Consider the following 16,380-nt stretch of genomic DNA (forward strand, 5'->3'; position numbering starts at 1 on the left):
GTATAAAAGTGACTCGGCTTTGATTCTTATGCAGATCTGAGGCTAGTTAGCTCATTCCTTATCCAGACCTCAGGTTAGTTACAAACTAGCGATGCCTGCTCTTGGCCTTTGTTATTTTTTGTTATAACAATACGACAGTCTTTAATTTTTGTGGTACCACCTCCACCACCAGAACCTGGGTTGTATATGGGCACGCCCCGATCTTCCATCCTGCTTAGCCATTCGGTGAGCCACTTCATGTTACCAGCGGTTTCCTCATTTAATGCTCTGTCTTTGGCCCAAAGTCTAACCCCTAAGACGCCATCACCAATAGGAATAATCTGGCCTTGCTTATCGAGTGCTTTCATGAGACTTCCCTCTACGGCTACACCTGCTCCATTAGTTGTGAGCAAATCCAACTTCACCCAAGCATTGGTGCCATCTTTAAAATTTATTACCAACACAGGTTTCAGGTTTAAGCCTAGTGATGTTAACCCAATATCTAGACCCAGATCAGCTTTTAGCTGTTTTAGTTGTGTATGAATGAGAGTGAATTGATTTTTAACCTTTTTGTCTGTTTTAATCCGAGTGGCAATTTTACTTATGAAGTTGTGCTCGGGTAAGGCAATTTGAAATGCACTTTCAAATTCCTCGTCGACGAGTAACGTGATCTCAGCTGTTCGTTTACGGAGCACCTCTACAGTCTTTTGAACTTCGATTAGTTTTTCTTTGAGTTGCTGTGACATAACCGATTCTGGCCCGTGATATTCAATACTAAATGCGTGGTACTTATCAGGTGCAGTTACTTCATCAGTACTTAGGTCTAAAACAGATTTATAAAGTGTTATTTTAGGTGATGAGTGAACGAGATCTACAACATATACCCGCTCGCCTTCATAGCGAGTGACTTCTTCTACTAGTTTTTGCGAGCGCTCAGGACTACAAGCATTACATAGTATTGTTCTTTCAGCATGTACATAAGTGCTGCACAGACTCATGATTAACACACTAAGATATAAGAAATATTTCATTTGAAACAATGTCCTTTTGTGTTTCTAAAAAGTGTATTTTGATTGTTTTTTTGTGAATGTCAATGGTGGGCGGATTTATCATGCAGAATAAATAGCAGTGGTTTGATGGGGGATAAAAGAGCGTAGAGATGAAGGTGACTCGTTGAAAAACGGTTTAAACCGATCCGCTCAGCCGCCAATAGCCTTAAGCTATTACGGTTAAGTTGAAACTACTCGATTGCTTATAGTCGTAAAGATACTGCTTTGATTACATCCGTTTGAGAACGATTTACCTTAACCTCGGTCTTACTAACTATAAGCTGACTTGAACGCTGTCAGAGTAGCAAAGAGTAGCAACTTGCGCGCTGGCAATTGTGATTCCTTAAGAGTGCTTTAACTTTGTTTTTAATAGCCCCGAAAACCTACATTGCTTTTGAGAAAGCACTTATCTAGGGTGAAATAGTATTAGTGAACTTAGTTTTTCATTCAGTTAGCTAACTAACTTCTGTGTACAGCTTTAGGTTGGTTATGTAAATGTAGTCAAATGTCACACTGCGTAAAAGGGTGTGATCTTGCTTTACTTCGCACAATGAAGGAGTAAGGTGATGGTAGAGTTTGAAGGAGATCCAAAGATGAAAACACAAATTGCAATACTTGCTTTATTTATGACTCCCTTGTTTGTCAATGCAGGTGAGGTCGCTGTGACTTGGAAGGACTTTAAAGAGTATCGCGATGTTAAACCAGGTAATGAAACGCGAGGTTCATTTCATAAACGGGTTGAAAAGCAACTGCAGAAACACCTAGAAGAATTAGCGACTAAATTACCCGAGGGCTACAAGCTCGCAATTACCTTTGATGAGATAGACCTTGCTGGTGATGTTCATTACGGTACCACTGATATTCGGGTGATTAAACCAATCCATTTCCCCCGTTTTGAAATTAGCTACAAGTTAACAGATAAGTCTGGTAAAACCATCGCAGAGGAAAATGGCGTGACGTTAAAAGATATGTCGTTCATGGATAGAATAAAAAGAGGCATGGACGAATCTTTTTATTATGAAAAGCGTCTTTTAACTGACTGGTTTGAAGATGACTTGATGAAGAAAGCTAGTTGAGTTGATCAACAGTTATGGTGACCTTGATGAGAGCGCCGAGATTGGGCATTCTCATCTTCTTTTAGCTGAATATTAGTAAGTTAGATGAGTGCTACTACTTGTACTCTATTGTGGGAATTTTTAGTTTTATACCTCAAAATATTTTGCCTACCTCAAATACATGTTACTGTTCTTTGGAGTTGTGAAAAGTTCTAATCGTAACTCACTACTTATTTCGTACTTAGGTTGGATGCTTTTATAAGCACCTAAGCTGAACTAAAGTCATAACAATCCAATTGTTACGGTTTTATTATTTTGTTGTGATTTTGTTGACTTTTTTATTTCAGAATGTATATTCTGTTTTTTGAGGAGCCTATGGGAAGAACGCGAGAGTTTAATGTCGATAAAGCATTGGAACAAGCGACAATCCTGTTTTGGAAGCAAGGGTATAGGAATACTTCCATGGAACAGTTAGTCACTTGTACTGGTGTTAGTCGGTACGGGTTTTACCAAGAATTTGGTAATAAAAAGGAATTGTTTCAACGCTGTTTGCAGGAGTATTCTCTGCGTAAAATTGGACCTGGGCTTAAGCGTTTAAGTGCAAGCGATGGCAGCTTGGCAGACTTAACTGCATTTTTTAACTTGTATAGTCAAAACATTGCAGCGCATGGTGCTAATGGCTGCTTGATTTGTAATACGGCCACAGAAGTGGGTGAGTCCGACCCTGATATGAATTCAGCGGTGCAACAGGTCTACAGTGCGTTGAGTGCGCAGTTTCGAGATTTCATTGAAAAAGCGCAAGCGCAAGGTGAGATTCGCAAAGAGATTGATGCAAACAGTTTGAGCTTTTGTTTACTTGGTGTGCTTCAAGGTGTAGCCGTGATGGCAAAAGGAGATTTCCATCGTGAAACTCTGAGACATTACTTAACTACGATTTTTGACATGATGGCGCAGAAGTAACGAAAGATAATACGTCGTGATAAAGATTTGAATTGAGTGATCAGTAAAGATTACCCAAAGCGTTTGCTTAATTGCTAGAAGTGATCGTGAAGAAAAGCTTTTAGCTATTTTTTTATTTTATATCAGAATGGTTGTTCTGTTATTTAAGGAGAGACAATGGGATCATCGCTAGAAGGAGTTGCTAAGCGACTCGGTGAGTTTGTCACTAGATATAAATACTTGTGTTTACTCTTCAGTATCATGTCTTGTATTGCAATTGGTATTGGGGCAAAAGGCTTAACATTTTCTAATGATTATCGGGCATTTTTTAGTGCTTCAAACCCCGAACTACTGGCTTTTGAAGCTTTTCAGGACAAGTACACCAAGAACGATAATATTCTTATTGTTGTGCATCAAAAAGAGGGTAACGGTTTATCCAAACAACACGCAATGGTGGTTGAGCAGCTGACAGAGGTTGCGTGGCAAACACCCTATGCTAGTCGAGTCGACTCTGTGACTAACTTTCAGCATAGTTACGCGGAGGGAGATGAGCTGATAGTTGCGGACTTGATGAAAAACATCCAGTCATTAAGTGAAGAAGACATTTTACAAAAAGCGGAAATTGCACAACAAGAACCCTTATTAAAACAGCGCTTGATCGCAAATAACGGTAAGACGACAGGTATCAATATTACCGTTCAGTACCCAGGTGAATCACTGACTGAAGTACCGACAGCGGTAAAGCATGTTCGCGAAATAGTTGCAAAAGCACAGCAAGAGAATCCTGATTTAGTGTTTGCGCTTTCTGGAATTTCGATGCTAAACAATGCGTTTAGTGAGTCAGGGCAGCAAGATGCCGAAACCCTTACGCCTATCATGTATTTGGTTTTGATCATTGTAATGTACTGTGGATTACGCAGTTTTCCAGGAACTATTGCAGCTGTATCTGTGGTGATTTTCTCAAGTGTTGTTGCTATGGGGATCAGTGGCTACGCTGGTATTCAATTAACTCCTATTTCGATAACCGCACCAACTATTATTCTAACGCTAGCGATAGCTGACAGCATACACGTTTTGTTGTCTTACTATGCAGCAAGAAAAGCAGGACACGAAAAAAATCACGCGATAGTGGAAAGTTTACGAATTAACTTCGTTCCCGTATCTATAACTAGCTTGACTACAATTGTAGGCTTTTTAACTCTTAACATGTCGGATGCCCCTCCATTTGCCGATTTGGGCAACATTACAGCATTTGGTATTGCTGCTGCTTGGGTATTATCTCTAATTTTACTACCCAGCCTCATCGCCATTTTGCCAGACAAAAAGAGCTATGCAACTCGTACAAGCATGTTATCTCATTACTTAGGTCGTTTTGGTGGTGTTGTCGCGCAGAAATATCGAGCTATTTTGCTATTTACTGTTGTTGCGATTGCGGCTAGTGCCTACGTGGTCCCTAATATTGATCTCAATGATGAGTTTGTGAAGTACTTTGATCATCGAGTGGAGTTTCGCCGTGATACTGATTTTACCATGGAAAACCTTACTGGTATTTATGTGGTTGAGTTTGATGTTGAAAGTGGCAAAGTAGGTGGGATCAGTGAACCTGAATATCTTACCAATCTGAATCAATTTACACAGTGGCTGAGAATGCAACCAGAGGTGGTTCATGTCTATAGTTACACGGATATTGTTAAGCGTCTCAACAAAAATATGCATCAAGATGACGCCAGTATGTATCGTTTACCTGCTGATAGAGAGTTAGCAGCGCAGTATCTCCTACTTTATGAAATGTCCTTGCCATTTGGGTTAGACCTGACGGACAGGATCAGTATGGATAAATCGGCAACTCGAGTAAGCTTGACTCTAGATAACCTCTCAACTGGCCAGATCCAATCTTTTATCGCTCGTACTGAGGCTTGGTTAGTCGACCATACACCAGATGCTATGCATGCTAAAGCAACCGGTGCGACCGTAATGTTCTCACATATTTTCCAGCGTAACGCAGAAAGCATGCTCAGCGGTAATTTAATTGCCGTTATCGTGATCACCTTGATTATGGTGGTGACGCTGAGAAGTATTAAATATGGGATCGCAAGTATTCTACCCAACACAATTCCGATGCTATTCACTTTTGGTATTTGGGCTATATTGGTCGGTCAAGTTGGTGTGGCGGCGGCTACGGTAACTTCAACTTCTTTAGGGATCATTGTTGATAATACCGTGCATTTCCTATCCAAGTATTTACGGGCGAGGCGAGAGCAGGGATTGGACCCAGCAGGTGCGGTGAAGTATGCCTTTGAAACCGTCGGTGAAGCTATTTTACTGACCACATTTATTCTGGCTGGCGGCTTCGCAGTGTTGGCCTATTCAACCTTTATGATCAATGCGCAGATGGGGCTGCTAACTGCACTTGCCATTGTCATGGCACTCATCGTGGACTTTTTATTCTTACCCGCGCTGCTTATGTTACTGGCTAAAAGATCAAAGCAAGCGAGCAAAGCGTCTATTCAAGAAGGAACGAAAAATGAAATCTACAACGTCTAAGTTTTTATCGCATTTAGCAATCGGATTGCTGGTTATACCTTTTGCCAGCAACGCAACGCAAAACAATCTAGGCTACAACATTGCAGCTAAAGCAGATCGTTCAGATCGAGGTTTTGAAGTCAGTGCGGTTGATTTAAAAATGCGTTTGATAGACAAGAAAGGCCAAGAAACCGAACGTTTATTGACCATGAAAACCATGGAAGTGGCAGACGAAGATAAAGGTGACAAAAGCCTTATTATTTTTAACTCTCCTGCAGATGTAAAAGAAACCAAGCTGCTTTCACATGCGCAAATTATAGATGCTGATGATCAGTGGTTATATCTCCCAGCGCTTAAGCGTGTTAAACGGATCTCTTCTGCAAACAAATCGGGACCATTTGTTGGCAGCGAGTTTGCGTTTGAAGATTTTACAGCTCAAGAACTCAATAAGTATAGCTATGAATATGTATCGGAAGAGGCGTGTGGCGAGCTGACATGTGCGGTGATAGATCGGTTTCCAAAATATGAAAACTCGGGATATACCAAACAACGTGCATTAATAGATACCAAGGATTATCAAGTTAGAAAAATAGACTTCTACGATAGAAAAGGCAGTCATTTAAAAACATTGAGCCTAGATAACTACAAGTTATATCAACAGGCGTACTGGCGCCCGCTTACCATGACAATGGAAAATCATCAGTCGGGCAAAAAGACGATATTAGAGTTTTCAGACTACCAATTTGATATTGCCTTGAGTGCTCGCGACTTTATTAAGTCGTCGTTGAAATAGGGGGGGGTATGCGACTCAAGGCGATGCTTGCTGTTGTGCTATCTTGCATTCCTTATGCGAAAGCAGAGATGGAATGGCAAAGTAGCACCAGCATTGACCTTAGCACTCGGCAGTATAATGGCTCTCCAATGAGAGCCTCACAACTTGACCGAGAATTCGATGCTAAATTGATGTGGGAGTTGGATTTTGAAAACCCGAAAACAGGCTTAAGCGGAGGGTTTAAACCTGTATTGAGTGCATCGAAAAATGAGGGGGTAAGGACATTCGACATTCAAGAAGCATATATCACTCGCTCTTTCTCACAAGGACAGTTGAATGTTGGTGTAAATACTGTTTTTTGGGGAGTTGCAGAGTCTCGTCATTTGGTTGATATCGTCAATCAAAAGCAGCCGACACGAAATTTAGATAACGAGTCTAAGCTTGGAGAGTTACTACTTCATTATCAGCATTTTACTGATAATGGTCACTGGTTTGCCATGTCTTTACCTTATTTTCGTGAGCGTGATTTCGGCCTTCCTGATGACCGCTTGTCGTTGCCACTGGCTGTAACCGATGAGCAATTTGTAGGCCGAGATGCTAATTATAGAGGTAGCTACTTATTAGGTTATCGCGGTGTGCTAGGTGATTGGGATGTTGGAGCCTACTACTTCGACGGCATCGACAGGGAGCCCGTTATACGGCCTAATGATAATCAAAAGTTCGATGCCATTTATCGACGCCTTCAACAAACAGCATTGGACTTACAGTGGACGTCTGAGTACCTGCTTGGGAAGGTTGAAGCGGTACATCGCCAACACCAAATGGGAGGGAAAAGCTGGGCTTATGTAGTCGGTGCCGAATACTACTTTTACGGTATCGCCAATTCCAACAAAGATCTCAGTTTACTCATGGAGTTACATAGAGATACCGAAGAACAGGTGAATCTAAATCGTCTCTATCAAGATGCGACATTTATTGGCATGCGACTCGTGTGGAATGATGTTGATGATACGAGCATGATTACTGGGATCTTAATCGATAACGATACTGGGGCTCACACCATTAAAACCGAATTTTCGACTAGGCTCTCCAGTCACTTGAGTCTAGCGCTTGAAGCAAACTTGTTTTTAGAGCAAACCCAGCGTGATGCGACCTACGGGTTTAAAGATGATGATTTTATAGAACTTAGGCTGACTTACTACCTTTAAGGAGAAATTATGGTAAGCCAATACGCAGATGTATTGATTATTGGTGGTTCAATGGCGGGGGCTTGCTTGGCAAGACAACTAAAATTGGCTCACCCAGATATGAAAATTACGGTTATAGAAAGAAAGCAGGCGTTTAATAGTTGGGTTGGAGAGTCGACACTGGAGTCTTTTTGGGACTACATGGCAAACGATTTAAAGCTTGGTTTTTACCTTGAAACAAACCACCTATACAAACATGGACTGCGTTTTTACTTTGATAGTGATAACCGCGATTTAAGTGTGGAAGAACTGAGTGAGCTTGGGCGTAGTTGGTATCATGGCATCCCTGCGCATCAAATTGACCGCGAAAAGTTTGATAACGATATGGTGCAGTTTAATCGTGAACTAGGTGTCGATGTTGTAATGGGCACTACAGTTAATGAAATTAGTCTCGATGCTCAGCGAGGACACACTGTAGTTACCAGTGGTAGCTCTTATACTTGTCGTTATTTAGTTGATGCATCGGGCTTTAATTCACCGTTGGGTAAACAGCTTGGATTAATTGAATCACAAAATGATCGCCATCCTGTGAGTTCATACTGGGGAAGGTTTAAGCATATTGAGCTGATTGATCATCTTGGAAGTGATGAGTGGCGTGCTCGCTCGAACTTTACGAGTAGAGCACTGGCTACCAATCACTTTATGTACAAAGGATATTGGATTTGGTTAATTCCATTGAATCAAGACACCTTCAGCATTGGGATTACTGCTAAAAATAATGAAGTGAATTTAAATATTCGTTCAGCTGAAGAGTTTGAGCAGTTTTTACGCTCTCATCAAGCACTCAATGAAATTCTAGGACAGCACGCTGAATTATTAGATTACACGTCAATGAAACGACTATCTAGAAAGGCAAAGCAATCCTTTTCTACAGAACGCTGGTTCTTAACTGGAATGTCATCAGCCTTTTTAGATCCCTTGTTATCACCAGGTTCTGCTTACCTAACCGATGCTAACCGCATGATTGGCGAACTTATTGAGGCGGATATCGCCGAAGATGCAGAAATGTTTGCCGGTAAAACAAAGGCATTCAATGCGTATCTTCTTTCTTGGTATGAGAGTTTTATGTTGCACATTACAGGTAACTACCATGGTAGTTATGAAGTACATAAAACGCATTTTGAAGCATTACTAATGCATTGGTTTGGTTTTATTTTACCGTCCTCTATGTCTCGTCGTTATGGTTATTGCCCAAGCCTGCATGGAATGAGTCAAGACGAAGTCAATCAAAAAGCCATCGCGATGATAGAAAATGCTGCGATTGCACGAATTCACGTATTAAAAGATGAGTTTATTCAATTAATCAAAGGGTATGAATACCGCTACAATCGTGGACACTTTTTCGATATTGAACTCACGCGACAACGTATAAAACACGCACACACAAGAGGTGTAATGTTAGATGATGCGGCGATTGCAGAGTTAGATCATGCACTTTTGGAAGTCACCTATCAGGGGGTTTTTACGTAGCTTATGTGAAATTCAAAAGGTCGACTTTGACGAAGAAAAAATGCCGATGGTAGTTCAAGTCGCTATCGAAGATAAATTATCACTTACCCATGCTATGCAGCTTTTTCACATATAATAATTAGGCAAAGAAAATGGAAAATTTAGCTATTAAACACCGCATTCAGGATTGTCAAATACAGTCGTTAGCAGAAGATGTTTTGAGCAACGCCGTTTGTTACCTATAGAAGATAACGCACCATTCACTGAGCAGATCGCGGGGCATGTGGAGAGGGTCGAGCAATTCATCGCAAATAACGAATCTATTAATATGGTATTGCCAGCTTTCCCTGCAAAGTCACCAAATAGAACGAAAACACTGGGTTTCTTGCCTGATAAAGGGGAGTTTTATGCATTTGAACGCTTAGTCAATCTCTGTAAACAGATTGAATCTATTTATGAACCAGGTGCAAAAGTAATAATTTGTTCTGATGGTCGTGTTTTTGCCGATATCATTCATGTCACGGATTCACATGTCAGTCAGTACGTAAATACACTACGCCAATACGCGGCTCGTCATTACCCTAACTATTTTGAATTCTTTAATTTAGAAGATATATTTGACAAAGTTGATGACTTTACTGTACTTCGTGAAGAGCTGATGATCCGCTACGGAGAGAGCTTGTCAGACTTACGTCAACGCGTGAAAAATGAAAAAGAAGCGTCCACGATGTATAAAGGCATAACACGCTTTATGTTGGAAGATTTCTCTGGCATTGACAAGTTTTCGGATTATAGCCGCACAGCGTTGCAAAAAGTTGCTAAAACAGCTGCCTACCGAGTGATCCAAAGGAGTAATGCATGGAGTCGATTGTTGAAAGATCACTTACCTGAAGCGTTACGTCTATCAATTCACCCTCAATACTTGGTGTCTGAAAAAATTGGTATTTCTTTAGTTTCACAAACTGATGTCTGGACAACGCCATGGCATTCAGTATTAGTGAAAGATAATACAAGTTATCAACTCATGCCACGTGAACAAGCTGAGAAGTTAGGTTGTGTATTGGTGTTCAACGAAGGGCGTGCAAGCCATTTTGAGCGCATTCATCGAGGAGCGGAGTGATGGATACAATTAAAGCCTTGGATAGCGTTGGAGTTGTCATTGATGCAACTCCTATGGCTTGTCAAAGAGTTGAGCGTCTTAATATCGCTTCATTGATCGATGAAATATTTTCTCAAGGACTGGTTGTGCTCAAAGGATTTGAGCCCCTCAATGATACTGATATGGAGTTAGTAGCTAAAGAGATCGGTCCGCTTTTACAGTGGGACTTCGGTTATGTACTTGATTTAAAAATACAAGAGCAACCGCAAAATCATATTTTCAGTGAGGGTAAGGTAGAGCTGCACTGGGACGGAGCATTCGCCTCAGAAGAGCCAAGGTTTAACTTCTTTCAATGCTTGCAGAGTAGTTCCAGCTCCGGTGGTGGAGAGACTACATTTTTGAATACAACACGGTTACTAGAAAGTCTACCGAACGATACCATTGAGCAATGGAAGCAAATTCGGATCCGTTATGAAACGGAAAAGAAAGCCCACTATGGAGGGGTGATTGAAGTTCCTTTAATAAGCCGTCACCCTAAGACAGGCAAGCTTCGCATGCGTTATATTGAACCTTTCAATAAAGATAATATGGCAGTGAATCCAGTTGAGGCACAGGTGATAGGTTTTGATACTTATCAAAGTGACGTCTTTTTAAAAGAAATGAATTCGTTACTTTACTCGTCGAACTACTTTTATAAACATAGTTGGAGGAAAGGCGAGTTTGTGTTTGTGGATAATCTAGCTTTATTACATGGACGCAGTCGCTTTGAAGGAAGCGGCTTAAATCGTCATCTAAAACGGGTTCATATTCTATAGTAATGTATTTACTTTCTCATAGCTCACATGGATGTGAGCTTTTTTATCTAAGATTATTAATTGAATAGTGCTAATACTTCCGATAAATCACTGATAATAGCGTCAGGCTCACTTCGTGAAATTGGATTGCCATGATTATAGCCATAGTCAACGGTAACGACTTTACAACCTGCATTTCGTGCGGCTGCAACATCGTTGATGGAGTCACCAACATAAAACCCATCTTGTACTTTGCAATTCATAATGTTTACAGAAGTGTATAAAGGCAGTGGATCTGGCTTTTTCTTCTTCAAAGTGTCAGCACACACAATTGTGTCAAACATCGTTTTAATTTCTAAGTGCTCTAATAATTTATAGGTATGTGAAGTGTTCTTGTTGGTGACTAAAGCGAGTTTAATTTTTTGCTGACGTAAACTTTGCAGTGTAGTTTTTGCATTAGAGAATAAACTGGATGAGCGTGTGACACAGTCATCGTAAATGGTTTCAAGTAAACGAGTCGCTTCGGCTCTGTCAATATTGGTATTGTTATGGAAGTCTAACGCACGTTCAGTCAGCTTAGTTGTACCATTGCCAATCCAAGTTTTAACAAGGGCAAGTTCAATATCCGGCAAATAGTAATGGTTTAATGTTGTGTTTAAAGCGTAGGCGATATCTTCAGCGGTACTTACTAAAGTACCGTCTAAATCAAAGCCAACCCAAGTCGGGTATGTAAACATGATTTCATTCCTTGTACATTATAGAGGCCCCAAACAACAGAACCAGAATTGATAAATTATTTAAAAGTAGCGAGTAGTTGTAATAGGCTCTGTAGCTTTTTCACAACAAGTGCAAGTTTTTGCTCGTCAATTTTTTCAGTTGTCGATAGGCCTTCAACGTCGGCTGCAACATCCAAAACATAAGGCTTAAAGCGCTTTGCTTCAAACGTAAACCCCGCTTCTTCTGTAAATAGTGCTTTAAACTTACCGTGACCTTGCTGCTGCAATTCATCGAGTTTTTTATCCGCATCTAGTGCTTGGCGGTATATGAGCTTGAGATTTTCATTGAGTTTTTCGATAACGGCTTGCATGGTCAGTCCTAATCGCCCTACTAAAAGAGCTTATTTTAAGGGTTTCATTTACAAATGTCAGGTGTAAATCTACCCTTTTATAGGTAGTACAAAGGGACTGGTAGTTTATCTCGAAATTTATCCTAAAGGTTTAAATTTATACGCCGATAACCAATTTGATCCATCAAAAAGTCAGGTAACCACTTATGAATATTTCCGGAAGTAACCTACCTGCTATGTCTGGAGCTGGTCAAAGCGGTGAAGTATACAGCGCCGTTTTGGCAAAAAAGCAACAGAAAGCAGATGGACAAGCCGCGCTTGCTTTAATTGAATCTGCGGGCAGCAGTGCAACAGCACAAACGCCAGCTAAATCAGTGACAGCAACGCTAGGCAACAACATCAATACATACGCGTAAGCTTATGTCTGATGGCACGTTGTCTTCGGCATGTCCGATAGATATGTGCAAAGCAATCGGTGCTAGGGTCATTGGCACCGATTTTTTGCGCTTTTAAGGGAGTAAATTTAAGTCAATCGGCGTTTTACTTGGCTGACCACCTATTTCTCGCACTAATTTAGGCACCAAAAATCCCGGCAGCACTTCCAAAAGCTCAGCCATTATTGCCTTGGCTTCACGTTCTTCTACATCAAAATGACTAGCGCCTTCTACCTTATCAAGTAAATGCAAATAATAAGGCAGTATATCTGCATCGAATAGGGCTTCACTCAATTGGGCTTGGGTTGCAACATCGGTATTAATTCCTTTAAGTAGCACAGCTTGGTTCAACAAGGTCACATTGGCTTGTTTAAGCTTTTGCATTGCCGCTTTAAAAGTATCATCGATTTCATTTGCATGATTAATGTGATTTACCAAAATCACCTTTAAATGACTCTTAGCTAAACGTTGGCACAAATCCTCGGTTATTCTCGCTGGGATCACTACCGGTAAGCGACTGTGAATACGCAAACGCTTGATTTGTGGTATAGCCTCTAATTGTTCTAACACCCAAGCTATCATGTCATCTCTGGCCATCAGCGGATCACCGCCACTTAAGATCACTTCATTGATTTCATGATGGGCGCGCAAATAATCAAATACTGGCTCTAAGGTGCGTTTGTTGACCTGATTATCCTGATAGGGGAAGTGGCGTCGAAAACAGTAGCGGCAGTTGACCGCACAACCGGTTTTGAGCATGAGCAATACCCTAGAACGGTACTTATGTAACAAACCAGGTACAGGCGCGTCTTGTTCTTCGAGTGGATCTTTACTAAATCCCGCTTCAGTTAAATATTCCTGATGTACAGGTAACACTTGTAATAGCAAGGGATCATGACGGTCCCCGTGGCGCATTTTAGCGATAAATGGGCGAGGTACTCGCATAGGAAACAAGCGCTTAGCTGCAAAGTCTCGTGCATCAAATTGGTCATGCAACCCCAAGATGTTGAGTAGCTCTTGTGGGTCAGTGACAACATTTGCTAATTCTTTTTGCCAGTTAGTCTGCAAATTTACTTCATTTATTTGTATCATTAGCAGGTTAATTACTCGAATATACGTAGATTAGAGGATACGATGGCGAATTATAGCACCAACGAGTTCAAGGGCGGCCTAAAAATTATGATGGACGGCGAGCCTTGTTCTATCTTAGAAAATGAAATGGTCAAGCCTGGTAAAGGACAAGCGTTTAACCGCGTTAAAATCCGTAAGCTTATCTCAGGTAAAGTACTAGAGAAAACATTTAAGTCTGGCGACTCAGTGGAAGGCGCAGACGTAATGGATACTGATCTAGCGTATTTATACACTGATGGTGAGTTCTGGCATTTCATGAACAACGAAACATTTGAGCAGATCGCAGCTGATGAAAAAGCACTTGGCGATAGCGTAAAATGGTTGGTTGAAAATGACGTTTGTACTATCACACTGTGGAATGGTAACCCAATCGCAGTAACACCACCTAACTTTGTTGAGCTTGAGATCACTGAAACAGATCCAGGCCTGAAAGGCGACACTGCGGGTACTGGTGGTAAGCCTGCAACCCTAAGCACAGGTGCTGTTGTTCGTGTGCCTTTGTTCGTTCAAATTGGTGAAGTGATCAAAGTTGATACGCGTAGTGGCGAATACGTAAGCCGCGTAAAATAATAGCGTAAAGCAATTTACGATGTTTTATAAATCCCAGCATGTTGCTGGGATTTTTTTGGAGTAAACAATGACGGTGAACAATTGGCAGCCAAGTGCAACGATAGAGACGCTTAGGCAAAGGGCTGCGATTTTAGCGAAGATACGGCACTTTTTTGCTGCTCGTGATGTGATGGAAGTCGACACGCCGAGCCTTTCTCAAGCCTCAGTGACCGATCCTCACTTAGATACTTTCCATACTCGATTTGTTGGCCCAAATCACAGCCAAGGCTTGCCGTTATTTTTACAAACGTCACCTGAGTATGCGATGAAAAGACTACTTGCCGCGGGCAGTGGTGCGATTTTTCAATTATGTAAGGCTTTTCGTAACGAAGAGTCAGGGCGTCATCACAATCCAGAATTTACGATGTTAGAGTGGTATCGTCCGGGCTTTGACGAATTTGACTTAATGGCGGAAATCGATGAGCTGATGCAGATGTTATTGGACTGTCCAGCTAGTGACTCGATGACCTACCAGCAAGCCTTTGAGACACATCTTGGATTTGACCCTTTAAGCGTGTCGCTGACGGAATTGAAAGCGCACGCCAATAAATACGGTTATGGTGATATTGCAGCTATCGAGAATAATCCAGATACTTTACTGCAATTGCTATTTTGCATGGAAATTGAGCCTAAAATTGGTCAGCAGCAACCTTGTTTTGTTTATCACTTTCCGGCATCGCAAGCGGCGCTGGCAAAACTTAACCCGAAAGACAATCGCGTTGCAGGGCGTTTTGAGCTCTATTATCGCAATATGGAGCTGGCCAACGGATTTAACGAATTGACGGATGCGGTAGAGCAAAGAGCGCGTTTTGAGCAAGACAACCAACTCAGAGCTGAGATGGGATTGCATCCAGTGCCGGCTGATGAGCGGTTATTGGCTGCACTTGACGCGGGGATCCCCGATTGTGCTGGCGTTGCACTTGGAATAGATAGGCTAGTCATGCTGGCGCTAAACAAAGCTAGTATCAGCGAAGTGCTCACATTTGATGTTTCGCGGGCTTAACGCCGCGAAACAAAGCGAGTAAGTTCTTTTTGAGTAGTTTCTGTGAGCTTTTGGGCACTTTGGCATTCAGCTAACGCGCCATCAATTTGTGATTTAGATTGCTGGCCCAGTTCGACAATTTGTTGCACTGCTTGGTGGGTATGTTTTTGTGTTTCTTCAAGTTGGTGTACCGCACTAACGATTTCTTCTAATTGCGCTTGATTGCGTTCAAAGTCATCACTCATCGAAATAAAGCCTTGAGAGGTGTCACTAATGGCTTTCTCTGCTGAGCTTGAGTGAGAAATCAATTGTTCTGATTCTTGATTGGTTTCACCTACTAGCACGTTCATTTGATTGATAAAATCGCTGATCTGGCGGGTGGCAGCATTGACCTTGACCGACAGCGCACGAACTTCATCGGCAACCACTGCAAAGCCACGCCCGGCTTCACCTGCTCGAGCTGCTTCAATTGCCGCATTGAGCGCAAGCAAGTTGGTTTGGTCGGAAAACTCTTCAACCATTTTTAGAATGTTGCGAATGTTCTCGCTATTTTCTTTCAGGCCTGAAACCGTCGATGAAAAGTTACCTAGTAGCGTGGTGATTTGCTTTACTTCAGCGACAAGCTTAGTTAACGACTGTGACGAGCCGCGAACAAAGTGTAAGCTTTCAGTGTTGGCTTGATAAACCTGATCGGTATTATGCACAATACTTTGTAAACTGTGGCTGACCTGATCGGAAGCGGCAATAATCGTGTCACCTTGGCTCAGCTGCTGCTGTCCATACTTTGCGGTACTTTGCATGGAGCTGGTGATATCGCGGTTGCTTTGTGTCGCCGCAGCGGCACTTTCGTATGTTTTTTCCAATAAGAGACTAAGGTGGGTGGTAAAGGTGTTGTACTGCTCGCTTAAATCTCTAAATTCGTCATAAGTGAATTGTGGCAGTTTCGCATCTAAGTTACCGTTTTGGCGATTAACACGCTCCAATGACTCTTTCATCGCTTGTACAGGTCGCACGATTAAAAAGCGCATATAAAAGACGGTAAATGCAAACGCAGCAATAATCACAATAGTGATCAGCCAAAATAGCCCCATATTCGCGCTAGATTGGGATAGCTCCGAATACAGCCAAAATAAACTAATTGCTTGAAAGAGAAGTAAAAAACCTAAATTGCCAACAATTTTGCGAGTTAGGGTAAAGAAAAACGTCTCTTCTAAAAAATTATAAATGCGCATATATAAACTCATATTGGGCT

General features: G+C 41.6%; 16 protein-coding genes. 11 read left to right on the plus strand and 5 right to left on the minus strand.

Annotated elements, in window-relative coordinates:
• Positions 1-74: 74 nt before the first annotated feature.
• Positions 75-1,010 (minus strand): hypothetical protein, encoded by a 936-nt coding sequence (locus JJQ94_RS07500; RefSeq protein WP_099028993.1) that lies wholly within the window; start codon positions 1,008-1,010, stop codon positions 75-77.
• 584 nt (positions 1,011-1,594) lie between these two features.
• Between JJQ94_RS07500 and JJQ94_RS07505 the strand changes: the two genes are divergently transcribed.
• From JJQ94_RS07505 to JJQ94_RS07540, 8 genes are all read left to right on the plus strand, one after another.
• The gene (locus tag JJQ94_RS07505) at positions 1,595-2,104 is read left to right on the plus strand and encodes a DUF3016 domain-containing protein (protein ID WP_088531706.1); all 510 of its coding nucleotides are present in this window, start codon (positions 1,595-1,597) and stop codon (positions 2,102-2,104) included.
• Between the two features lie 354 nt (positions 2,105-2,458).
• Entirely contained in the window at positions 2,459-3,043 is a 585-nt protein-coding gene (locus JJQ94_RS07510; protein WP_165384115.1) for a TetR/AcrR family transcriptional regulator, read from the plus strand.
• A gap of 156 nt (positions 3,044-3,199) precedes the next feature.
• Entirely contained in the window at positions 3,200-5,566 is a 2,367-nt protein-coding gene (locus tag JJQ94_RS07515) for an efflux RND transporter permease subunit (protein WP_099028995.1), read from the plus strand.
• On the plus strand, positions 5,547-6,338 hold the full coding sequence (locus JJQ94_RS07520; RefSeq protein WP_099028996.1) for an outer membrane lipoprotein-sorting protein: 792 nt from the start codon (positions 5,547-5,549) through the stop codon (positions 6,336-6,338). Before JJQ94_RS07515 ends, JJQ94_RS07520 begins: the two co-directional genes overlap by 20 nt.
• 8 nt (positions 6,339-6,346) lie before the next feature.
• Positions 6,347-7,525 (plus strand): hypothetical protein, encoded by a 1,179-nt coding sequence (locus tag JJQ94_RS07525; protein ID WP_099028997.1) that lies wholly within the window; start codon positions 6,347-6,349, stop codon positions 7,523-7,525.
• Positions 7,526-7,534: 9 nt separating this feature from the next.
• Positions 7,535-9,034 carry an NAD(P)/FAD-dependent oxidoreductase gene (locus tag JJQ94_RS07530; protein WP_099028998.1) on the plus strand — a complete coding sequence of 500 codons (1,500 nt, stop codon included), beginning with the start codon at positions 7,535-7,537 and terminating at the stop codon, positions 9,032-9,034.
• Between the two features lie 211 nt (positions 9,035-9,245).
• Positions 9,246-10,133: an isocyanide synthase family protein gene (locus JJQ94_RS07535; protein WP_099028999.1), complete on the plus strand. Its 888-nt coding sequence runs from the start codon at positions 9,246-9,248 to the stop codon at positions 10,131-10,133.
• Entirely contained in the window at positions 10,133-10,927 is a 795-nt protein-coding gene (locus tag JJQ94_RS07540; protein ID WP_099029000.1) for a TauD/TfdA family dioxygenase, read from the plus strand. Before JJQ94_RS07535 ends, JJQ94_RS07540 begins: the two co-directional genes overlap by 1 nt.
• A gap of 56 nt (positions 10,928-10,983) precedes the next feature.
• On the opposite strand, the gene gph is transcribed toward JJQ94_RS07540, so the two are convergent.
• Positions 10,984-11,643 (minus strand): phosphoglycolate phosphatase, encoded by a 660-nt coding sequence (gph, locus tag JJQ94_RS07545; RefSeq protein ID WP_099029001.1) that lies wholly within the window; start codon positions 11,641-11,643, stop codon positions 10,984-10,986.
• A 56-nt stretch (positions 11,644-11,699) separates the two neighbouring features.
• A complete protein-coding gene (locus tag JJQ94_RS07550; RefSeq protein WP_099029002.1) occupies positions 11,700-11,993 on the minus strand; it encodes a prephenate dehydrogenase in 294 nt (97 codons plus the stop codon).
• A gap of 185 nt (positions 11,994-12,178) precedes the next feature.
• Between JJQ94_RS07550 and JJQ94_RS07555 the strand changes: the two genes are divergently transcribed.
• Positions 12,179-12,388: a hypothetical protein gene (locus tag JJQ94_RS07555; protein WP_099029003.1), complete on the plus strand. Its 210-nt coding sequence runs from the start codon at positions 12,179-12,181 to the stop codon at positions 12,386-12,388.
• 93 nt (positions 12,389-12,481) lie between these two features.
• On the opposite strand, the gene epmB is transcribed toward JJQ94_RS07555, so the two are convergent.
• On the minus strand, positions 12,482-13,498 hold the full coding sequence (gene epmB / locus JJQ94_RS07560) for an EF-P beta-lysylation protein EpmB (protein WP_099029004.1): 1,017 nt from the start codon (positions 13,496-13,498) through the stop codon (positions 12,482-12,484).
• A gap of 42 nt (positions 13,499-13,540) precedes the next feature.
• Here epmB and efp point away from each other — a divergent pair, with 42 nt between their 5' ends.
• The gene (gene efp, locus JJQ94_RS07565) at positions 13,541-14,107 is read left to right on the plus strand and encodes an elongation factor P (protein WP_017217199.1); all 567 of its coding nucleotides are present in this window, start codon (positions 13,541-13,543) and stop codon (positions 14,105-14,107) included.
• Positions 14,108-14,174: 67 nt separating this feature from the next.
• Positions 14,175-15,149, plus strand: a complete 975-nt coding sequence (epmA, locus tag JJQ94_RS07570; protein WP_099029005.1) for an elongation factor P--(R)-beta-lysine ligase — start codon at positions 14,175-14,177, stop codon at positions 15,147-15,149.
• Here epmA and JJQ94_RS07575 read toward each other — a convergent pair.
• Positions 15,146-16,360 carry a methyl-accepting chemotaxis protein gene (locus tag JJQ94_RS07575; protein ID WP_099029078.1) on the minus strand — a complete coding sequence of 405 codons (1,215 nt, stop codon included), beginning with the start codon at positions 16,358-16,360 and terminating at the stop codon, positions 15,146-15,148. The genes epmA and JJQ94_RS07575 overlap by 4 nt on opposite strands.
• Positions 16,361-16,380 lie beyond the last annotated feature (20 nt).

Origin of the sequence: Pseudoalteromonas sp. GCY, assembly GCF_016695175.1 — a bacterium.
GTDB lineage: Bacteria > Pseudomonadota > Gammaproteobacteria > Enterobacterales > Alteromonadaceae > Pseudoalteromonas.